At 37.4% G+C, this 22,905-nt stretch carries 19 protein-coding genes; all 19 read left to right on the forward strand.

Annotated elements, in window-relative coordinates:
- Position 1 precedes the first annotated feature (1 nt).
- Complete coding sequence (locus ACED20_RS15395; RefSeq protein ID WP_294200472.1) at positions 2-1,273, forward strand: ABC transporter permease; 1,272 nt, start codon at positions 2-4, stop codon at positions 1,271-1,273.
- A 39-nt stretch (positions 1,274-1,312) separates the two neighbouring features.
- A complete protein-coding gene (locus tag ACED20_RS15400; protein WP_294238797.1) occupies positions 1,313-2,509 on the forward strand; it encodes an efflux RND transporter periplasmic adaptor subunit in 1,197 nt (398 codons plus the stop codon).
- Between the two features lie 528 nt (positions 2,510-3,037).
- On the forward strand, positions 3,038-3,937 hold the full coding sequence (locus ACED20_RS15405) for an NAD(P)/FAD-dependent oxidoreductase (protein ID WP_378105567.1): 900 nt from the start codon (positions 3,038-3,040) through the stop codon (positions 3,935-3,937).
- Between the two features lie 108 nt (positions 3,938-4,045).
- Positions 4,046-4,372: an ArsR/SmtB family transcription factor gene (locus tag ACED20_RS15410; RefSeq protein WP_378105570.1), complete on the forward strand. Its 327-nt coding sequence runs from the start codon at positions 4,046-4,048 to the stop codon at positions 4,370-4,372.
- Positions 4,373-4,429: 57 nt separating this feature from the next.
- Positions 4,430-4,900 carry a DUF6428 family protein gene (locus ACED20_RS15415; RefSeq protein ID WP_294238788.1) on the forward strand — a complete coding sequence of 157 codons (471 nt, stop codon included), beginning with the start codon at positions 4,430-4,432 and terminating at the stop codon, positions 4,898-4,900.
- 14 nt (positions 4,901-4,914) lie between these two features.
- A complete protein-coding gene (locus ACED20_RS15420; protein WP_294238785.1) occupies positions 4,915-5,538 on the forward strand; it encodes a low molecular weight phosphatase family protein in 624 nt (207 codons plus the stop codon).
- Positions 5,528-6,562 carry an ACR3 family arsenite efflux transporter gene (gene arsB, locus ACED20_RS15425; protein ID WP_378105573.1) on the forward strand — a complete coding sequence of 345 codons (1,035 nt, stop codon included), beginning with the start codon at positions 5,528-5,530 and terminating at the stop codon, positions 6,560-6,562. The genes ACED20_RS15420 and arsB overlap by 11 nt, the downstream gene beginning before the upstream one ends.
- Positions 6,563-6,647: 85 nt before the next feature.
- Positions 6,648-7,913, forward strand: a complete 1,266-nt coding sequence (glyA, locus tag ACED20_RS15430; protein ID WP_294240643.1) for a serine hydroxymethyltransferase — start codon at positions 6,648-6,650, stop codon at positions 7,911-7,913.
- Between the two features lie 219 nt (positions 7,914-8,132).
- A complete protein-coding gene (locus ACED20_RS15435) occupies positions 8,133-8,597 on the forward strand; it encodes a regulatory protein RecX (protein ID WP_378105577.1) in 465 nt (154 codons plus the stop codon).
- Positions 8,598-8,665: 68 nt separating this feature from the next.
- Entirely contained in the window at positions 8,666-11,890 is a 3,225-nt protein-coding gene (locus ACED20_RS15440; RefSeq protein WP_378105578.1) for a putative Ig domain-containing protein, read from the forward strand.
- Between the two features lies 1 nt (position 11,891).
- Positions 11,892-12,134: a hypothetical protein gene (locus tag ACED20_RS15445; protein WP_294198105.1), complete on the forward strand. Its 243-nt coding sequence runs from the start codon at positions 11,892-11,894 to the stop codon at positions 12,132-12,134.
- Between the two features lie 302 nt (positions 12,135-12,436).
- Entirely contained in the window at positions 12,437-14,425 is a 1,989-nt protein-coding gene (locus tag ACED20_RS15450; protein ID WP_378105582.1) for a polysaccharide biosynthesis protein, read from the forward strand.
- A gap of 80 nt (positions 14,426-14,505) precedes the next feature.
- On the forward strand, positions 14,506-15,315 hold the full coding sequence (locus ACED20_RS15455) for a polysaccharide biosynthesis/export family protein (protein ID WP_294304041.1): 810 nt from the start codon (positions 14,506-14,508) through the stop codon (positions 15,313-15,315).
- A gap of 27 nt (positions 15,316-15,342) precedes the next feature.
- Positions 15,343-17,715, forward strand: coding sequence for a GumC family protein (locus tag ACED20_RS15460; RefSeq protein WP_378105584.1), 2,373 nt, complete (start codon positions 15,343-15,345; stop codon positions 17,713-17,715).
- 42 nt (positions 17,716-17,757) lie between these two features.
- Positions 17,758-19,062 (forward strand): nucleotide sugar dehydrogenase, encoded by a 1,305-nt coding sequence (locus ACED20_RS15465; protein ID WP_378105586.1) that lies wholly within the window; start codon positions 17,758-17,760, stop codon positions 19,060-19,062.
- A gap of 54 nt (positions 19,063-19,116) precedes the next feature.
- Positions 19,117-19,458 carry a phosphomannose isomerase type II C-terminal cupin domain gene (locus ACED20_RS15470; RefSeq protein WP_294240646.1) on the forward strand — a complete coding sequence of 114 codons (342 nt, stop codon included), beginning with the start codon at positions 19,117-19,119 and terminating at the stop codon, positions 19,456-19,458.
- A complete protein-coding gene (locus ACED20_RS15475; protein WP_345766391.1) occupies positions 19,455-20,438 on the forward strand; it encodes a sugar phosphate nucleotidyltransferase in 984 nt (327 codons plus the stop codon). Before ACED20_RS15470 ends, ACED20_RS15475 begins: the two co-directional genes overlap by 4 nt.
- A gap of 29 nt (positions 20,439-20,467) precedes the next feature.
- A complete protein-coding gene (locus ACED20_RS15480) occupies positions 20,468-21,562 on the forward strand; it encodes a glycosyltransferase family 4 protein (RefSeq protein ID WP_294240630.1) in 1,095 nt (364 codons plus the stop codon).
- Complete coding sequence (locus ACED20_RS15485; RefSeq protein WP_294240628.1) at positions 21,546-22,745, forward strand: glycosyltransferase; 1,200 nt, start codon at positions 21,546-21,548, stop codon at positions 22,743-22,745. The genes ACED20_RS15480 and ACED20_RS15485 overlap by 17 nt, the downstream gene beginning before the upstream one ends.
- The last annotated feature ends 160 nt before the right edge of the window (positions 22,746-22,905 follow it).

Here is a 22,905-nt window from a genome sequence, read left to right on the forward strand (position 1 = left end):
AATGAACATAATATTTAAAAAAGATACTTGGCAGGAAATTTATTATTCGTTGCGGAATAATAAGCTCCGGACGTTCCTTACCATGATTGGTGTGGGATGGGGTATGTTTTTGTATGTAAGTCTGCTGGGAGCGGCAAAAGGGATGGAGAACGGTTTCGATAAACTGTTTTCGGGTTTTGCCACCAACTCTATTTTCCTCTGGGCACAGAATACCTCCATTCCGTATGAAGGTTTTCCGAAAGGAAGACAGGTACATCTCCACCTTCCAGATATCGACATGCTGAAAAGGAAAATCCCGGACATCGATTATATTTCCCCTCAGAATTCCCGGGGAAGCTTTACCGGAACACCCGGAGAGTCCATGTCCAGAAACGGAAAAACCGGAACCTATGCTTTAACCGGCGACTATCCGGTAGGCAATAAAATTTCAGAGAAAAAACTGATTTTCGGAAGATACATCAACGATGCCGACGTTTCAGGAAACAAAAATGTAGCAGTTATCGGGGAAGAGATTTACAAAAACTTTTTCGATTCTAAAAAGAATGAAAACCCGCTCGGCAAATCCATCAACATCAAAGGGATTTTCTTCAATGTGATCGGTGTTTTCAGGATCAAGAAAAACGGAGGGTTCGAGAATGACCAGACGGTATTCATTCCGCTTTCCACGTATACGAAAATGTATAATGCGGCAGACCAGATCGATATGTTTGCCATTGTAAGTAAGCCGAATGTGGATGTAAACTCTGTAGAGGAAAAGGTAAAGCTGGAACTGAAATCCAAGAATAAGGTTTCCCCGGAAGATACCAATGCTTTCGGAAGTTTCAATTTAGGAAAAGAATTCAAAAAACTGACCGGCTTTTTAACGGGTATGCAGCTTTTGACCATTATTGTAGGCACTTTAACCATCCTTGCAGGAGTCATCGCGATTTCAAACATCCTTTTGATTACGGTCAAGGAAAGAACTAAAGAAATCGGTATCCGCAGGGCATTGGGAGCGAAGCCTTCCGAGGTACGGAACCAGATCCTCCTGGAAAGTGTCGTCATCACGCTTTCTTCAGGATTGCTCGGATTTATATTCGGGATTTTCGTGCTGATGATCCTTGATATATTAACCCAAGGACAGGACTCGTTCCCGTTCTACAATCCTACCGTAAATTACGGAAATGTCTTTGCCGCAATGGCGGTCATGGTGGTTTTAGGACTCATTATCGGATTGATCCCTGCGCAGAGAGCCGTTAAGATCAGGCCGATTGAAGCATTGAGAACAGAATAATTTGATATTTAATTAATATTTAAGAAATAAACTATACATATGAAAAAGAAATTCACCTGGAAAAAAGCCATTTATATAGTCTTGGGGCTTTTATTTGCCGGGGCGCTCTTCGCAGGAATCGGATATCTGGTAAAATCCAACTCCAAAAAAAGTGAGGCCTTCCTTACCCGTAAACCTACCGTTCAGAATATGGAAGATAAGGTAATGGCAACGGGGAAGATCGTTCCGAAAGAGGAAATTGAAATCAAGCCGAATATCGCGGGGATCATTGATAAAATCCTGGTGGATGAAGGTGATAAGGTGGAAGTAGGACAGCTGATTGCGACCGTAAGAATCGTTCCGAATCTTTCCGAGGTGAACAATGCCCAGCAGAACGTAAGTAATCAGCAGCTTCAGATCAGCAATGCGAAACTGAACGTCGACAATATGCGAAAACAGTTTGATATGCAGGAACGGCTTTATAAGCAGGGAGTAGCTTCCAAGCAGGAATACCTGAATGCCCAGCAGCAGCTGTACTCCATGCAGCAGTCGTTGAGAAATGCCCAGCAGCAGCTGGTAACAGCGCAAAAGGCCTTACAGATCGCCAAAACAGGTTCCACGCCTGAATTGCAGGGACTGGCCACCACCCAGATCCGCTCCAAAGCTTCGGGAACCGTTCTTGATGTGCCGGTAAAAGTAGGAAGCCAGGTGATTGAAGCCAACTCTTTCAACGCAGGAACCACCATCTGTTCCATTGCAGATCTTAATTCACTGATCTTCCAGGGAGAGATCGATGAAGCGCAGGCCGGAAAGCTGAAGCAGGGAATGGATATGAATATCGTGATCGGCGCCCTACAGAATAAAATGTTCCCGGGAAGGCTGACGATGATCGCCCCGAAAGGGAAAGACAACAACGGGACCATCAAATTTCCGGTAGAAGGCGATGTTTTTAACCCGAACAACGAATATATCAGAGCCGGTTTCTCGGCCAACGGCGAAATTGTCCTGAATTCCCAGAAAAATGCCCTGCTGCTGGACGAATCCCTGATCCAGTATGAAAAAAAGAATGGAAAAGACGTTCCTTTTGTTGAGGTAAAACAGAAAGACGGCAGTTTCAAAAAGGCATATGTGAAATTGGGCGCCAGCGACGGGATCAATGTTCAGATCCTGGCAGGACTTGATAAAAATGCGGACGTAAAAGTATGGAACCCGTCTGACAAAGACAAAGAAGAATTAAAAGACAAATCAAAAAAATAGTAAACAATCACTATACATTTCTTTAAACGTGATCCCGGGATTTTCCCGGGATTTTTTTATGGAATCAGTGCTCGTCTTATAAGAATGTTTTTCAGGAGCTTTTTCCTGCTTTCCACTCTATCTTTTTTGTCACGGCCTCCGCGCTGTTCCGGCCGCGACAAAAAAGGATGCCGTTGCAATCAGGGCTAGGGAAAAGGTCGTTTCTTCAACGATCTAAGTGAATGAGATTTCCGGGTTTATTTTCAGTGGAAATGTAAATTTCATAACATATGTTTAATTATCAACCAATTAAAGGGAAAGTGAAGTAAGCAGAATTCCTCTTAAGAGACTCACAAATAAATATCATCCGATACTTAAAATCATTGGCTATGATATTAAAATGGGGAAACTTCCAGCATCCGGCTTCCCTCTTCCAGCCTATCAAACATAATTTTATTATTGAAACATTGTTGCATTAATGATTTTTGTTTTATCTTTGCCATAGACGAACGGTGCAGTACTTGCACTAATCTTTACCAATAAACAGTTATGGAAAACAATTTTGATGTTATCATTATAGGAGGAAGCTATGCTGGGCTATCGGCAGGAATGTCTTTAGGAAGATCCCTCCGGAAAGTTTTAGTCATAGACAGTGGAAAACCCTGCAACCGGAATACGCCGCATTCGCATAATTTTCTTACCCACGACGGAAAAACACCGAAAGAAATTTCCAGCCTAGCCAAAGAACAGGTGTTACAATACAAAACCGTAGAGTTTCAGGAAGGCTTCGTAACAAAAATGGTAAAACAGTCTGAAAATTTTGAAGTACAGACAGAAAGCGGTGAATCATTCAACGCCAAAAAACTCATCCTGGCTTCCGGTGTGAAAGACCTGATGCCGGATATTCCCGGATTTGCCGAGTGCTGGGGAATTTCGGTGATCCACTGTCCGTACTGCCACGGATATGAAGTCCACGGAAAGACAACCGGAATTATGTCTAACGGTGATATGGGTTTTGAATTTTCGAAAATCGTTTATAATTTAACGAAAGAACTTACCCTTTTTACCAACGGCAAATCAACGCTGAACGAAGAGCAGACGGAAAGATTCGGCAGGAACAATATCGTGATTACAGAAACGGAGATAGAGAATATTGAGCATGAAAACGGTCAGATCCGGCATGTTATTCTGAAAGGCGGCGAAAGGGTTCCTTTGGATGCATTGTATGCAAAAATTCCTATTGAACAGAATATCACTACGGAAGAACTTGGATTGGAACTCACCGAACACGGATTCATCAAAATAGATCATTTCCATAAAACCAATGTGGAAGGCGTCTTTGCCTGTGGCGACAATACCACCATGATGCGTGCCGTAGCGAATGCGGTAGCTCAGGGAAACTTAACCGGAGCCATTGTAAATAAGGAGCTCGCTGAAGAAAGTTTTTAAACTTCATCTATATATTTATTTTGTTGCCTCCTGCTTTCCGGGAGGTTTTTTTGATAAAAAAATTATAATCTAAATTATTTATCGTAATATTGCGATATAGTTTCAGATATGGGAGCAACAAAAACCGATTTCTTTACCGGACAGCAGAACAAAATTGCAACCATTGCAAAAGCATTGGGGCATCCGGCGCGTATTGCCATCATCGAATATCTGCTGAAAGTGAACGAATGTATATGCGGTGATATTGTGAATGAACTTCCGCTGGCACAGCCTACCGTGTCCCAGCACCTTAAAGAACTAAAGAATGCAGGCTTGATCAAAGGAAATATTGAAGGCAATTCAATTTGCTATTGTATCGATGAAAAAGCTTTTGAAGTACTGAATACATTTTTCTCAACCGTAATTACGGCCGTTAAAAAACAAAATTGCTGTTAAAAAAATTTAAATTAAATTATCGTAATATTGCGATATTGCAATTAAAACAAAAATAAGATGACCCTTGAACAAATTAAGAAAATCCTTCCCGGACTCAGTAATGTAGAATTTCAATTGGAAAACGGAACTTTTGTTCCGGAACATTTTCACGTGACCGAAATCGGAAAGGTAAGCAAACATTTCATCGATTGCGGCGGAACCGTAAGAAACGAAGAAAAAGTAAATTTCCAGCTCTGGAATGCCGACGATACCGAACACCGTCTGAAACCGGGAAAACTTCTTAATATTATCAAGCTCTCCGAAGAAAAGCTGGGAATTGAAGATCTTGAGATCGAAGTGGAATACCAGGAAACGACCATCGGAAAATACGATCTCGATTTCAACGGGAAACATTTTATCCTGAAAAACAAAGCAACAGCCTGTCTTGCTCAGGATGCCTGTGGAATACCCACGGAAAAGGAAAAGATAAGTTTACAGGATCTGGGGAAAAAAGTAATTTCATGTTCCCCGAATTCTGGGTGCTGCTGATGTAAATTTACACTATGAATTCTAAATTATCTTTTTACATCGGAAAGATCATGCAGCAGGAGATTGCTGAAGATCGAAAAATTGCTTTAAAACCTTTAATTAACTATATTCAGGATAAAGTTGACGGAAAAAAGGCAGTACGTCTGAATTTCATCTGTACCCACAATTCGCGGAGGAGCCATTTGTGCCAGATCTGGGCACAGGTTGCCGCAAATTATTATCACATTCCGGATATACAGTGCTATTCGGGAGGAACGGAAGTTACCGCATTATTTCCCAAAATTGCGGAAACCCTTTTGAACGCAGGTTTTGAGATCTGGAAATTAAGCGAATCGCAAAATCCTGTATATGCGGTAAAATTTGATGAAAATACTTTACCGGTCGTTGGTTTTTCCAAGAAGTTTGATGATCTGTTTAATCCGGTACATAATTTTGCTGCTGTAATGACCTGCTCTTCCGCCGACGAAGGCTGCCCATTCATTCCAGGAGCTGAAAAAAGATTTCCGGTAACTTTCGAAGATCCTAAATTTTCGGATCACACATTCCGGCAAACGGAAATTTATGAAAAAAGGAGTCTTGAAATTGCCTCCGAAATGTTCTATGTATTTTCTCAAATCATTACTATAAATGAATCCTAAATTAAAATTTCCCGACAGCTATCTGACACTCTGGATTTTTCTGGCAATGGCTGCCGGCGTTTCATTAGGGTGTTTTTTTCCGGGAATTTCGGAAGTTACCAAATCATTTTCTTCCGGAACCACAAATATCCCTCTGGCAATAGGATTGATCCTCATGATGTATCCTCCATTGGCAAAAGTGGATTACAGCCTGCTTCCGAAGGTTTTTACGGATAAAAAAGTAATCTCGGTTTCGTTAGTTTTAAACTGGATTGTCGGCCCGGTCCTGATGTTTGTATTGGCGGTTATATTCCTTAAAAACGAACCTGATTATATGACCGGCCTGATCCTGATCGGATTGGCAAGATGTATCGCTATGGTAATTGTCTGGAATGATCTTGCAAAGGGAAATAGGGAATATGCTGCCCTACTGGTGGCATTGAACAGTGTTTTTCAAATATTCTCCTACAGTTTTTTTGCATGGCTTTTCATTAATCTACTTCCTCTGAAGTTAGGTCTTGGAGACTTCAGAATCTCCGTACCTACACGGGAAGTTACAGAAAGTGTACTGCTTTATTTGGGAATTCCGTTTTTAGCAGGTTTCTTATCGCGCTACCTTCTCATCTCATCCAAAGGAAAAGAGTGGTACAACAGAAAATTTATCCCGGCAATTTCGCCTGTTACCCTATATGCTTTATTGTTTACCATTGTTCTGATGTTCAGTCTGAAAGGAGACCAGATTCTGGAGCTGCCTATGGATGTGGTAAAAATTGCCATCCCGTTGATTATTTATTTCGTATTTATGTTTTTTATCAGTTTTTTCATTAACAAAATGATGAAAGTACCTTACGATAAAAATATTTCGGTTGCTTTTACGGCGACGGGAAATAATTTTGAGCTCGCCATTGCAGTAAGCATAGCCGTTTTCGGAATTCATTCTGCACAGGCCTTTGTAGGAGTTATCGGCCCGCTGGTAGAAGTTCCCGTACTTATTATTTTAGTGAAAGCCAGCCTTTATTTAAAACAAAAATATAAAAATCAGTAGCCACTAAATTCATTGAGCCGGATGCTTCAATCTCGCTGGAAATTTCGTACTTTTGGCATGAAAAATTTCTAAAACTAAAAGTAAAATGGACATTATTTTCGACCTGATTGAAAAAGAAAGACAAAGACAAACCCATGGCATTGAAATGATTGCATCAGAAAACTTTGTTTCTGAAAATGTGATGAAAGCCGTTGGGAGTGTACTGACGAATAAATATGCCGAAGGATATCCCGGCAAAAGATATTACGGAGGATGCGAAGTGGTAGATGAGGTCGAAACGCTTGCCATCAACCGGGCGAAAGAGCTTTTCGGAATAGAATATGCGAACGTTCAGCCTCATTCCGGTTCCCAGGCGAATGCAGCCATTTATCTTGCCGTTTTGAAACCCGGTGACAAAATTATGGGGATGGACCTTTCGATGGGGGGACACCTTACCCACGGTTCATCGGTGAATTTTTCCGGGATCCAGTACGATGTGGTTTCTTACGGGGTTCAGCAGGAAACCGGTCTTATCGATTACGATCAGATGAGGGAAGTGGCTTTAAGAGAAAGACCGAAAATGCTTATTGCAGGTTTTTCAGCGTATTCCAGGGATCTTGATTATGCAAAATTCAGAGAAGTGGCAGACGAAATCGGCGCTACGCTTTGGGCAGATATTGCACACCCGGCAGGTCTGGTAGCCAAAGGTCTTTTAAATAACCCGTTCGAGCACTGTCATCTGGTAACCACGACCACTCACAAGACATTGAGAGGCCCGAGAGGAGGGATGATCATGATGGGGAAAGATTTTGAAAATACATACGGTCACAAAACCCCGAAAGGCGAGATCAAAATGATGAGCCAGGTTCTTGACGGAGCTGTTTTCCCGGGAATCCAGGGCGGCCCGCTGGAGCATGTGATTGCCGGAAAAGCAGTGGCTTTCGGTGAAGCTCTTGAAGATCACTTTATGACGTATGCCAAGCAGGTACAGTCTAATGCCCAGGCTCTGGCCAAAGCGATGATCGACAGAGGATTCGATATTGTGAGCGGTGGAACAGATAACCACCTGATGTTGGTAGACCTAAGAAATAAAAATGTGAACGGTAAAGAAACCGAGAAAGCATTGGTATTGGCCGATATTACCTGCAACAAGAATATGGTTCCGTTTGATGATAAATCACCGTTTACAACATCAGGAATCAGATTGGGTACCGCAGCCATCACCACAAGAGGACTGAAAGAAAACGATATGGATACGATTGCCGGATTTATCTCCGAAGTGGTAGACAACATCAAAAATGAAGAGGTCATCACTTCCGTAAGAAAGAAAGTGAATGATTTAATGGAAGGTAAAGCCTTATTCAACTATTAAAAATTGCTTTTGGCCGATAGCCTTTGCTTGTTGGCTTTCAACATAAAACAGAAAGAGGTTCAAAGTATTTTGTGCCTCTTTTTTGTAAAAGCCATTTTAATGACCCGCTAAGCAGCTGATAGCAATTGGCTTTTTTGCTGTCGGATTTACATTCAGAATTTTAAAATTCGAAAACGTATTATTAAATTATTTCAAGTACTTATCAAGATCAAATCAGAAATGAACTCCGAGAAGAAATCGTATACATTTGAAGAGATAAAACAGAAGCTGGTCAATTACTGTGTTTACCAGGACCGGTGCCACGCAGAGGTAGAGCAGAAAATGCGGGAGTTTGTTTTGGTCCCGGAAGCGAAGGAAGAAATCCTTCTGTACCTGATGCAAGAAAACTACCTGAACGAAGAACGGTTCACCCGAAGCTATATCCGTGGGAAATTTTATCTGAAAAATTGGGGAAAAACAAAAATCAGAATTCATTTAAAACAAAAAGGAATTAATGATAAGCTAATTGCTTCCTGTTCTGATGAAATTGATGAAAATGATTATTTAAAGATAATCCGTAAGATTTACGAAAATTATGAAAGTAAATTAAAAGGCTTGAATGATTATCAAAAAAAGTTAAAAACTGTTAAGTATCTTTTAAGCAGAGGATTTGAATATGATGCTATTTTGCAGGTAAATGATTGAAAATTAACATATTTGTAATTTTAACATTCATTAATATTATTTAGATTTGCCGAACGAAAAAGATAATTATGAATTTAACATTACAAAAATTATCAAAGATGTTGATGGCATTTTTGATGGCTCTGTTCTCGGTGTGGGGATGGGGGCAGAGTACAATAGCCTCGAATGGAGCTGAAGATGGAACTCCAACCTTGACATTGAGCAGTCAGGGGACTTGGACGAGTTCTAGTGTTAATACTGGGACACCAGGCAATCAGCGGATTAAATCAGGTTCCAAATCATTTCAGTCAGGCCAGGGAGGATCTTCTGGAAGTGTAGTTTACACTTCAACATTAACAACGAATGGAGTAAATATTTCGAATTATACCTCAAAGTCATTAGAACTATGGAACTCGTCAATTTCAACAACTAACGGAAACGGAATCGACTCAACTGTAGATAAACTGGAAGTTTATGTTTCTGAAACAAATACATTTTCTTCTACTCCGGATGTTACCGTAAATTCTAGTTCCACAAATGTTAGATGGGGAATGAGCGGGACAGGTGTAATATCCACCACTGCGGGAACGCCGGTTGTTCAGACATATTCTCCCGCGGATAATACAACACTTACAGGATCAAGTGCATTTTCTAAAATTGTTGTAAATATTCCAAACAGCTGGACAAATGTATACGTAAAGATCATTGCAGTAAACAATGCATCTCAGGAATTTTGGTGTATAGACGATATTGCGATTAAAGGCACATTGATCCCTTCAAATCCACCTTCAGTTACAAGCAACAGTAATTTATCTGGAACATATAATACTTCATTCAATTATCAGGTAATTGCGACTGATAATCCTACTGACTATTCCGTTACATCCGGATCCTTACCTTTAGGATTATCTTTAAATTCCACAACGGGTGTGATCTCCGGAACACCTCAGGAAGCCGGAACATTTAATTTTAGCGTAACGGCGACGAATGCCGCAGGATCCGGTGTTGGTAATTTTAGTATTAATTTAGCTAAAGCAACTCAAACCACTACTAATAATACATCATATAGTTTATTTACCGGAAGTGCTAACGTTGTTTTGAATGCTACTACAAATGCAAATAAGAATATATCCTATGTAAGCAGTAACCCGTCAGTAATTTCTATTGCAAACAATAATGAACTTAGTATTGTAGGAGCTGGTTATGCAACAATAACAGCAAGTGCTTTGGAAGATGCTAACTGGAGTGCATACAATGCAACGATCGATGTAACGGTTACATCTGCAATCATTTATCAAAAAATAAATTCTGTATCTGATCTTGTAGACGGATATTATGTTATTACTAACGAGAGCAATGAATTTGCAGTCGGAACTCCCTCTTCTCCGGCTTATATTGGTATTTCGGTTACTGCATCAGGAGGAGCAATAGCGAATCCAAGTGATAATATTATTGTAAAAATAGTTTCACTTGGAAATAATGTATATACTTTGCAACGTGTTCAGACCGGAAATTTTATAGGCTGGAGTTCAAGTACTACATTAACAGCTCCTTCTGCTGTAACAACAGATTCTCAAAAATGGACAATTGTTTATGATAATACAAATCAATATTTTACTATAAAGAATAATGGTGATACTACAACTTCAGGAAGATTTTTAAGATATAATTCTTCAACCGGGGATTTTAGAGCTTATGGATCATCTTCAACTTTAACAAATAGTTATTCACAGTTATACAAAAAGTTACCTTCGATTTGGGACGGTTCTACTTGGAGCAATGGTGCCCCAAGTTCTACAACGGATGTAGTTATTACGGCAAACTATTCAACAAATAATTTCCCAACATTTACAGCTAACAACATAATCATCAAAAACGGCGGAGTTCTGGAAATTAATGGTACAAAGACGATTGCTGCTGCAGATGTAACAGTAGAAGACGGAGGTAATCTTGTCATCAAAGACTCGGGAGTGCTGAATCAGACGGGATCATTTAAAGTACTTAAAAATTCAGCGAGCGTACAGAACAAATATGCTTTCTGGTCTTCCCCGGTTGCCAACCAGAACTTATTTACGGCGTATGCCAACGGTTCTTCATCTACAGCTCCGTTGTATGTGATGAGCTATGATCCGGCAACCAATTTATATCCGACGATTGCGAATGACAATGCCAACTTCACAAACAATGCAGGAAAAGGGTATTCGGTAAAAGTTCCGGCTACCAATGCCAGTCTCGTTTTTGGAGGCGCTGCTCAGGTTCCTAACAACGGAACGATCAATGTAGCCTTGAGTAATGCCGGAGACGGATATAATTTAATTGGTAATCCTTATCCTTCAAACATAAGCTTGGCCGATTTTTATACGGCCAACAATTCAGCCATTGAACCGACCTTATGGTTCTGGGATAATACAACAGGAAATGTTACGACACAAACCGGGAATACCTCAGTGAATGTAGGCTTTGCTACTTTCAATGCGCAATCAGGAACCTGGACCGAAGCACCGAATACACAGTCTTACAGTTCCGCATCACTGAATTCTTTAGGCAGTTTTGCTAAGATCAGTCAAGGTTTTATCGTAAAATCAATTAATGGAACAGCTGCGACATTTACAAATGCCATGCGTACTTCAGCAGCGGCTGTTACGACGAATAAAAATGTAAATCCTGCAGAAGGTAAATATTGGATCAGACTGACCACATCTTATGGAAATGCTCTTACTCAGGCCATCACTTACAACCAAGGGGCATCTGATGCTTACGATGGGTACGATTCAAGAGCAATGGGAATGGGTTCTGATGCATTCTACAGTCTGGCAGGAACTGAAAAACTGGTAATCCAGGGTAGAGCACCTTTCCAGATCAATGATGTGGTACCACTAGGCAATAAGCATTTTGAAAACGGAAACTTTACCATTTCTCTTTCTCACAAAGAGGGATTATTTACAAACGGTCAGCCAATCTACCTTCATGATAAGCAAACCGGAACATATACCGATCTGCAATCTGGGAATTATACTTTCGCGGCAAATGCGGGAGACTTTACGAACCGATTTGAAATCGTATATAAATTGAATGTTTTATCTACGAATGAAACAGAAAAAGGAACTTTTGAAGTTTACAGAGATGGCGAAGACTTCGTAGTGAGAAATCATCATAATATCCAATCTGTTGAAGTTTTCGATGCTGCCGGAAGAAAAATTCAGCAGATATCAGCCAATTCTAAATCAGTAATTGTAAAACTTCAGACAAAAGGAATATATATCCTGAAAGCCGTTTCTGGAGGAAAACAATTTACTCAAAAAATAATTAAATAAAATGAAAAAGATAATCATCATATTTGCCCTGATTGTTTCCGGATTTTTGTCGGCTCAATCTGATAATCCTTATGTTTATGACCAACCTGACGAAACATCTGAAATGCAGGATAAAAGTACTCCTGCAGGACCGGGAGATCCTGGTGTCGCTCCGATAGATGAGTACCTTCCTTTCCTTTTTATGGTGGCAGTTGTTCTGGTATTTGTCGCTTCAAATAAAAAAAAGGCAATCGAAAAAAATTAAATTACAAAGGATATCACATTCCCGAAGCATCTGCTTCGGGAATTTTTATAATATTTCAAAGTAATCTATGCTGAAATTACCCTTTGGCATTGTACAGAAATATATCCATATGGTCAATAGAACATCAGGGAAAACTTTATTTGAAGATTTTCTTTTAGTTATTTTTAGATTAATTTTTTTTGGTTAATCATTTGATAATTAATAGTATATGTTTTGATATAAAGTGACCCCTAATATTTAATTTTTTTGTAATCATAATATTGTTAGATTTGCAAAACTAAATTAAACACCAAAAATGCTGGATGAAAAAGCTGACTGATGCTTTTAATGCTATTTACAACGGAGATAATATTGTTAAGCTTACCGAATTAAGATATATCCCTAGGTGGTCAGTTATTCTTATTGATATTTCAATAGTGCTGCTATCCATATTCTTTTCTCATTTTTTTCTTGAAAATCTTCATGTAAGAATTCATTTTCCACAATATATTTTAGAACAGAAACTCTTATTGGTAGGGATCAATATCCTGTTTATGTTTGTTTTTAAAACCTATGCAGGAATCATAAGGCATTCAACATTTTTTGATTTTTTCAAAATTATTTTATCATCCGGAAGTACATTGGCTACTTTAGTCATCGTTAATTTTTTTACTGAAATATCGCTGGGAAAATCTTTGTTTTTATATCCATATCTGTTTCTTTATTTCTTTATTTCGGTAACGGTTATGTTTTTTTTCAGAATGTTTATCAAACAGTTTTTTAATGTTCTGATCGATTTCAAAGGGTCCGCATCCAAGATTAGAGTGGCGGTGGTAGGGGTCGGGGATGCCTCTGTTTCTTTAGCAAGAGCTATATTACACAATCCCAATTATCCATACCGTTTAGAAGGTTTCCTTACCAGAAGATCAGATTCCCACAAAGCATTGCTGTTAGGTCATAAAATCTATAATATTGATAAATTTTGTGGAAACAAACCTATTATGAGTCAGTTTGATGCGGTTTTGATCATTAAAGAAATAATGTCGAAGCAGGAACTTGAAGAATGGATGACCTGTGCACTGGATCATGGTCTGAAAGTTCTGAAGGCTCCCACTTTAAGCAAGATGCGCGATTCTGATCTGGTAGGAGGAATCCGTCATTTACAGATCGAGGATCTTTTAAACCGCAGACCTATAAAGATTGAAAATGAAGAAGTAAGAAAAAGACATTTTGAAAAAAATGTACTGGTAACTGGCGGGGCAGGTTCTATCGGAAGCGAAATTGTAAGACAGGTTGCTCAGTTTAACCCTTCTTTAATTGTAGTGCTGGATCAGGCGGAATCTCCTTTATACGAATTGGAACTGGAATTACTGGAGAAATTCCCTGAACAGGAATTTAAGTTTGTACTAGCGGATATTTCAAACAGCTACAGATTAGAGAAGATATTTGAAATATATCAGTTTTCAATGGTTTACCATGCTGCCGCTTACAAGCATGTTCCTTTAATAGAAGAAAATCCGCATGAAGCTATTTTTGTTAATGTGTTAGGGACCAAAAATCTTGCTGTTCTTTCTAAAAAATATAAAGTGAACCGATTTGTCATGGTCTCAACGGATAAGGCGGTCAATCCGACCAATGTCATGGGGGCTTCAAAACGAACGGCAGAACTTTTTGTGCAGTCTCTGCAAAATTCGGAAGGTAACGTTACGAAATTCATTACCACGCGTTTCGGTAATGTGTTGGGATCAAACGGCTCCGTTATTCCGCATTTCAGAAAACAGATTGAAAAAGGTGGTCCGGTAACGATTACCCATCCTGATATTATCCGGTATTTTATGACGATATCCGAGGCATGTGAGCTGGTCCTTCAGGCAGGAACTATGGGAGGAGGCGGAGAAATCTATGTATTTGATATGGGGGAACCCGTGAAAATTTTAGATCTGGCAAGAAGAATGATTAAGCTCTCCGGATACACACCGGATGTGGATATCCAGATCAAATTTATCGGCTTGAGGCCTGGTGAAAAATTGTATGAAGAATTGCTTAGTGACAATGCCACCACAATTCCCACCCATCATGAAAAAATAATGATCTCAAAGGATCCTTGTGTTGCATTTGAACAGATAGATCTTTTATGCAAAGAAATTGTGAAGTCAGCAGTTAAAAGAGATAAAGTACAAGTGGTCACCCTTTTGAAAGCTATTGTACCTGAATTTATAAGCAATAACTCTCAGTTTGAAGCTTTGGATAAAAAAACTGATTCTTTAGAACAAGGGGAACTGTTGCTTGGAGAACCGGATGCTGCAGTATAAGTATAGGTTTTAATATAACTGAAAACAAATTTTATTTAGAAAATAATAATCCTATTTTTGTGAAAAAAATATCAAAAGAAATGAATTTTAAGAAATATCTTGTAGTTGGTGCGTTAGGCTTGGCAGTATTCTCCTGTGCGCCCCGCCAGGAAATTACCTACATGAAAGATATTGAGAATATCGTCCTTGACAACTCAATTAAAAACAGCAGAATTACTTTCCAGCCGGGCGATCAATTGATTATTACGGTTACGGCAAAGGATATGGATGTGGTTAAACCTTTCAATCAGTCATATTCATCAAGTACAACTACAACACAGTATACAGTTCCCAGTTCAAACAGTCTTCCTCAGCAGGTTCCTGTTTCAGGATCTACTTATATTGTAGATACTGATGGGAATATTACTTTTCCGCAAATTGGAATAGTAAGTACTAAGGGCGAGAATGTTGAAACTCTGCGTTCAAAGCTGGTTGATCTTATTTCTGCTTATGTAAAAAATCCGGTTGTCGATCTAAAACTGATTAATTTTAAAATTTCAGTATTAGGAGAGGTGAATAAGCCCGGTCAATATGTCATTCCTGACGGAGGAACCACTTTACTGGGAGCATTGGGGCTTGCAGGAGATGCGACGCCATTCGGGATCAGAACAAATGTGTTGGTTGTCAGAAATGTTGATGGGCAAATTACTAAAGAAAGAGTGGATTTAACAAGTGCTCAGTTTATCAATTCCCCTTATTATTATCTGAAACAGAACGATGTCATTTACGTTCAGCCGAATGCCAACAGGGAAAAATCGGCAAGAGTGGACCCTAATACAGGATTGTATATTTCTGTGGCATCAGTAATTGCTTCATTAGTCATTGGAGTTTTAGCATTGACAAAAAATTAATATTTAACCAGTTACACCAAATCAATAGTGGATTACAACAGAAATCAGGAAGAATTTCAGGGAGAAGATCTTAACGTCAGAGAAATCATAAAACCTTATCTTTATCGTTGGTATTGGTTTATAATTGGTGGCATCACTGCCATTGTTGTTGCATGGTTTTTTTTAAGATATAGTATACCCGTTTACAGTACTGAATCGACCTTATTAATTAAAGAAGTTAAAAAATCAACATCTGGTCAGCCGGAGATGTCCGTTATTTCAGAGCTTGGTGGAATTGGAGGGATGGGAACCAATTCGGTTGACAATGAAATAGAGATCTTAAAGTCGAAAAAACTGATGCTTTCTGTGGTAAGAGAGCTGTCATTAGAAACCAATGTTTATTCTAAAGGAAAATTAAAAGAAACTGAGCTTTATAAAGACGGTACTCCTTTCTTTGTGAGAGTGATCAGTGAGAAAAATAAGGGTGTTTACCCTTCTAAAGAGGTTACTGCAAAAATTACCGGCGGTACTGTGCTGCTTGAATCCGAGAGTTTTAAAAAGCCAATTTATACTCCTTTTAACAAGGCAGTATCATTGCCGTTTGGTGTGGTCATTTTACAGAAAAATCCGGCATACAAGGCCAAACAGGAAGATATTTACAGGCTTCAGTTTATGTCTGCTATGGACAGAACAAGATCTTATCTTTCCAAATTAAATGTAAGTCTGGTACAGAAAGAAGCGACCGTATTGAAAATTGCCATAACCAATCCTGTTCCGGAAAAATCTGAAGATATTTTAAATCGTTTAGCTGTAAATTATAACAGGGAAGCCAATCTGGATAAAAATTCGGAGGCACAGAAAACGGCAAACTTTATTGATGAAAGAATTACTTTGATCAGTAAGGAGCTGGGAGATGTAGAATCCCAGAAACAAAGTTTTAAGGTACAGAACAATATAGCCGATATTCAGACCGAAGCGGAACTTTCTTTAAAAACGGCTGCTTCAGGAAGAGAAAAGCAGATTGAAAATGAATCGCAGCTTGAATTGGTGAATAGTTTGTTAAACTCAATTAGCAGGCAGGGAAACTATCAGGTTTTACCTTTAAATGTAGGGCTTTCAGATGCTGATACTTCATCCGATATCGGAAATTATAATCAGCTGGTTATTGAAAGGAACCGTTTGCTGGAAAATTCAACGACCGCAAACCCAATTGTTCAGGACATCACTTCGCAAATCAACAGTATGCGAAGTTCAATTGTCCAGAGCTTACAGAAAAGCAGATCGGCACTTCAAATTTCAAGAAATAATATTTTGGACGAACAGAACCGTTTGTCAGGAAGAATTTCAAAGATTCCTGTTCAGGAAAAATTATTCAGAAGTATTGAAAGACAACAAAATATAAAGGAACAGCTTTATTTATTATTATTACAGAAAAGAGAAGAAGCAGCGATATCATTAGCAATTGCTGCTCCAAAAGCAAGGATTGTAGATGATGCGCTGACAAATCCCACTCCTGTATCCCCTAAACGGATGATTATCTATTTGGCAGCATTAATTATAGGCTTGTTGATTCCTTTTGGAATCATTTATCTGGCAGAATTATTTAATAATAAGATTAAATCAAAAAATGATCTTGAAAAGCTAGCAAAGGGAGTTACCGTTATTGGTGAATTACCTTCTCTGGAAAAAGGAGAACAGGAAATTGTGCAGGTTAATGATTTGTCGCCTTTGGCCGAATCATTCAGAATATTGATCACCAATATTAATTTTATGTTGCCGAAGGGAAAAAAGGGCAATGTGATTTTTGTGACCTCTACTGTAAAAGGCGAAGGGAAGACCTTTACCTCAGTAAACCTGGCATTAACCCTCGCGACTCCACGTAAAAAAGTGATTATTATCGGTTCTGATATACGGAATCCGCAATTGCAGCGATATAATGAGAGCAGAAGAGGGCTTATCGGCTTATCTGAGTTTATGTATGATAGCGAAATGAAAGCCGGTGAAATTATTCATCCGACCTCATTCAATCCACATTGTGATGTGATTTATTCAGGCGCCATCACTCCCAACCCTACGGAATTATTATCCAACGGAAGATATCATGAGCTTATAGAAAGTTTAAAAGCCGATTATGATTATATTCTTTTAGATACTGCACCACTGATGCTGGTTACCGATTCCTTCCTTATTGCCGATGTTGCCGATGTAACTGTTTATGTAACACGTTCCGGCTATACCGAGAAAGAACTGGTTTCTTTTATCAATAAGCAAATTAAAGATAAAAAAATTAAGAATGTGGGCTTGGTACTCAATGATGTGGATAAGATGAATAGTGGCTATGGATACGGCTATAAATATGGCTACGGCTATTCAGCTGAAGCACATCAGCCGTTCTGGAAAAAACTGTTCGGAAAATTTTAAGTACTTTTAATTTCTGCTTAAACATCAAGATGAATAAAAATAATGAATAGTAAACACAAAATTGCAGTAATTGGCTTAGGATATGTGGGGTTACCATTAGCCAGGCTTTTTGCAACTCAATATTCGGTTGTGGGCTTTGATATTAATCAAAGAAGAATTGAAGACTTACAAAAAGGTATTGATACGACTTTTGAGGTAGAAGACAAAGTATTGCAGTCTGTTCTTTCAGAGGACAATCCGTTTTTAACAGAAAGCAGGAACGGATTATTTTGTTCAGCATCGATAGATGATATTAATAGAGCCAATGTTTATATTATAACAGTTCCGACGCCTGTAGATAAACATAACAGACCCGATTTGACTCCTTTGTACAAATCAAGCGAAACTGTAGCAAAAGTTCTGAAAAAAGGGGATGTTGTCATTTACGAATCGACGGTTTATCCTGGGGTTACCGAAGAGGAATGTGTTCCGGTCTTAGAAAAAATATCAGGGCTAACATTTAATGAAGATTTTTTCGTAGGCTATTCACCTGAAAGAATTAATCCGGGAGATAAAGAACATACGGTTGATAAAATATTGAAGGTGACGTCCGGTTCTACTCCTGAAACAGGAAAGATGGTGGACGATTTATACAGATCGGTGATCACCGCAGGAACCCATTTGGCACCTACCATAAAAGTTGCCGAAGCGTCTAAAGTTATTGAAAATTCACAGAGGGATCTGAATATCGCTTTTATGAATGAGCTTGCCAAAATTTTTTCTCTGATGGATATCGATACCCACGATGTATTGGAAGCGGCCGGTACAAAATGGAATTTCCTGAAATTTAAGCCAGGTTTGGTTGGCGGTCACTGTATTGGAGTTGATCCTTTTTATTTAGCTCAAAAGGCACAGGAAATAGGCTATTATTCCGAATTGATTTTGGCAGCCCGGAGATTGAATGATTCAATGGGGGCTTTTGTGGCATCACAGGTGGTTAAGCTGATGATTAAGAATGATATCAGGGTGAAGGGAGCGAGAATTTTGAATTTAGGAATTACATTCAAAGAGAACTGTCCGGATATCAGAAACTCGAAAGCCATTGACGTGATTACGAATTTAGAAGAATATGGTGCAGAAGTAACTACTTTCGATCCGTGGGCAGACGCAGGCGAAGTGAAAAATGAATATAATATTCATTGCCTTTCGGAACTTCCGGAAAATGATAAAAGCTTTGATGCGATAATTCTTACTGTAGCACATCAGGAATTCCTGAATCTTAATCTAGATAAAATGATTAATGAAAAAGGGGTGATTTATGACGTGAAGGGGGTATTTTCAAAAGAAAACGTAGATCAAAGACTATAAAAATAATTTCTGTATAAACCTTAGCGGATTTGCAGATTAAACAAGAGTAGAATGTTGGAACATGATGTAAGACCCTGGGGAGAATATTGGGTTTTAGAAGATGCTGAAACTCATAAAGTAAAGAGAATTCTGGTTAATCCGGGAGGAAGGCTTTCCTTACAATATCATCATCACAGAGCTGAAGTCTGGACTATCGTATCAGGAATAGGAACGATCACCATAAATGATGAAATTAAAAATTATAAAGCGGGAGAGGTTGCACAGATCCCTTTAGGAGCGCACCATCGTATGGAGAACAAAACCAGTGATCCGGTTATTTTTATAGAAGTACAATACGGAACTTACTTCGGTGAGGACGATATTGTAAGAGTGGAAGATGATTACAACAGAGCATGAAAATATACAACGTCATTTTATCGGGAGGGGTAGGAAGCCGGCTTTGGCCTCTTTCCCGTAAGCAACATCCGAAACAGTTTCTGAAATTATTTTCAGGTAAAGCTTTATTTGAATTAACAGCAGAACGCAACCAGAAGGTGGTGGATCAAATCATGGTGGTGGGTAACAAGGATCATATCGAATGGAGCAAGCAACTGTTGAATGAAATTTCCATTCCCAAAACTTTTATTACTGAAACAGCTGCCCGGAATACAGCGGCTGCAATTGCTTTTGCAGCGCTAGCGGTCGAGCCAAGCGATATATTGATTATCACACCGTCTGATCATCTCATTCAGAATCAGGATGCTTACGAAAAAGCATTAAAAGAGGCGATTGAGTTAGCCAAAAAAGATTTCTTGGTCACTTTCGGAGTAGTACCTTCAAAACCAGAAACAGGTTATGGTTATATTGAATATGAAGGCAAAGATGTGCTTTCTTTCCGAGAAAAGCCCAATACCGAAACGGCTCAGGAATTTTTAGAGAGAGGTACTTTTCTTTGGAATTCCGGGATGTTCTGTTTTAAGGCAGGTGTACTTTTAGATGAGTTGAAAAATTATCAGCCTGAATTGTTTGAAAAATGTAATTATGCATGGCAGATCTCTGAAAATCATTGTTTAAATATTGATGCTTCCCTTAAAATCCCTTCCATAAGCATTGACTACGCTGTAATGGAAAGGTCAAAAAAGATAAAAGTAGTTCCTGCCCATTTCAGATGGAATGATTTGGGATCTTTTGAATCTTTATATGATTATTTGCGTTCGACAGGCCATCCTGTTGATGAAAATGGGAATATGTTAATTGGAACGGGAATATTTACCGCTTTTGTAGGACTTAGAAACTCTATTTTGGTTTATACTCCGGATGCCTTATTAATCCTTCACAAAGAAAAATCACAGGATGTGAAAAAAGTTTATAATTTATTACCTGATGAATTTAAGTAAATTATTTATTTTAACTTTATAATTAGGATATGAAAGTTATTCATGTGGTATGTAATCCAAGTACGGGAGTTTTAAGTCTTATAACATCTTTAGTTGCCGAACAATCTAAAAGTAAAGATGTAAAATTTTCATTAATGGTGATTTATGATAAAACCATAAATATTAATGAAGTAGACAGTAGTTTTGTTAATTTCGATGTTAAAAAAATTTATAGTCCTTTAAAAATAAATACAATATTTTATTTTGTGTTTTACATTTTATCAAGATTTTTTACTTTTTTTAATCAAAAAAATACATTTTATCATTTTCATAATGCTCAGATGAGCGCAGCTTTTTTAAATAAAAAGAACCAAAATAATTCTTTAATAACAATTCATGGATTTCCGGCTTATGATAGTTTTATGAATAATAAAAAGAGTATTGTCAGGAAATTACATTTTTTATTCTTTAAAAGAATACTTTTAGAAAGACTGATTGTAAGTAGTGTAGACTATTTATCATTAGAAAAAATTAAAAAATGTTTTGGTATAGATTTAACAAATAGTTTTATAGTACCCAATTGTTGTAATCTAAATTTACCAACAGTGAGCTCTAATGAAATGCGGAACATAATTAAATTTGTTTTTATTGGTGCTATTGATGAAAATAAAGGAATATCAAAGATCGTCGATGTTTTTAATCAATTAGGCGAAAACTACGAACTATACATATTTGGTTCAGGAGAACAGCTATATTCATTGATTGATAATAACGTTGATAATAAGAAGATATTTTTTTTCGGGAATGTACAACGTTCTGAAGTTTTAAAACTATTACCGTTATTTGATGTTTATATATCATTTAGCCATACAGAGGGTTTTAGTATGAGCTTTATAGAAGCATTAGCATCTGGATTATCTGTTATTACAACTGATTGGGGGGATGTGAGAAATTATATTGATAATAATGGATATGTAATAAATAGAAATGAGGAAGACCTTAAAAGGCATATTCTTAAATTTTTTGAGAATGATAGAGATATTCTTAACGAAATGAAAGGTGAAAGTATAAAGATATTTCAGCAAAATCTAAGTCCTTTAATAGTATCGGAACAATATCAGGTAATTTATGAAAAAAGCAAGTAAATATATAGTCGTTCATTCAGGGGCACGGGATTATTATTTTTTAGCAAAAGCTTTATATGATAAAAATAAATTACAAACCCTTATTACTGATTTTGCCCTTTCTATTGCGGGTAGCAATATTGCAAGATTTAGAATTCCATTACCAAAAAAATATTTTGTTCATTTTCCTTTTTATTTCTTTTTAACTAAAATATTTCGATTAGACTCTGATGAGTTTTTCAAAAAAAAATATTTAAAAACAATTTTAAAATATTCATCAAAAAAAAATGCTGTAATAGTGTTTAGTTATTATGCGAAAGGTATAGTGAATATTTTAAAGAAAAATAATTATGATACAATTGTATTTCAAATACATCCAGAAACTCTTTATGTAAAAGAACGATTACAATATGCAAATGAATGTTTGAAAAAATTTGAGAATATTCATTTTGATGATATTGTAGATAATGAACTTGAAACATTGACTGATGGTGAAGATATGAGATATGATTTCTCAAGTGTTGATAATATTATATGTGCATCATCGGAAACTAAAAAATCTCTTTTGTTTGCAGGATATACTGGTAATATTTATGTCTTACCTTATTATTCAAAGTTTCAAATTAAAAATAAAGATGATATTTATAGAAAGAAAGTTGAAAACTTTGAAACCACGTCTAAAATAAATATCATATATGTGGGAACAATTTCAATCAGAAAAGGTATTTTACATCTTATAGACAGACTAATTAGTACAGGATTTGGTAATTGTATATTGCATATTTGTACGAGACATAATCTAAACTTATCTATTTTGAATGAATATGTTAATGATGGTCGAATTGTTATACACCTTAATAAAAATGATGAAGAAGTTCAAGAGTTGATTATTAATTCTCATTATTTAATTCTACCATCGTTTGTTGAGGGGTTCGGACTATCTTTAATTGAAGCTATTTCATTAGTTACTCCTATAATAGCTACAGATAATACTTCCTTAACAGATATTTCGAAAATTGCAAATGTTGGATTTTTATGTAATGATGTTTACCAGATTGCAAATTTAATTACTTCAAGTGATTTATCTGATTTTGAAAGCTATGTTGGTATGTTAGACAATTGTTTATTGGTTAGTAATAATATGAATGAAGAGGAATATGTTCATTCAATTGATTCGATTTTAGAATCAATTGAAAATAAATAGTGTGCTTATGAATTTAAAAAAACTTAATATATCTCTCTTCAAAAAAAATATACATATTTTTTTATCCTATTTTACTGAGACTCTCCTAATTCAGATTACTCAGTTAATCCTAACAATATTTTCATTTAAGTATTTGTCGAATGAGCTGTTTTATTCGATA

Origin of the sequence: Chryseobacterium sp. sg2396 (assembly GCF_042610505.1) — a bacterium.
In the GTDB taxonomy this organism is placed as follows: Bacteria; Bacteroidota; Bacteroidia; order Flavobacteriales; family Weeksellaceae; genus Chryseobacterium.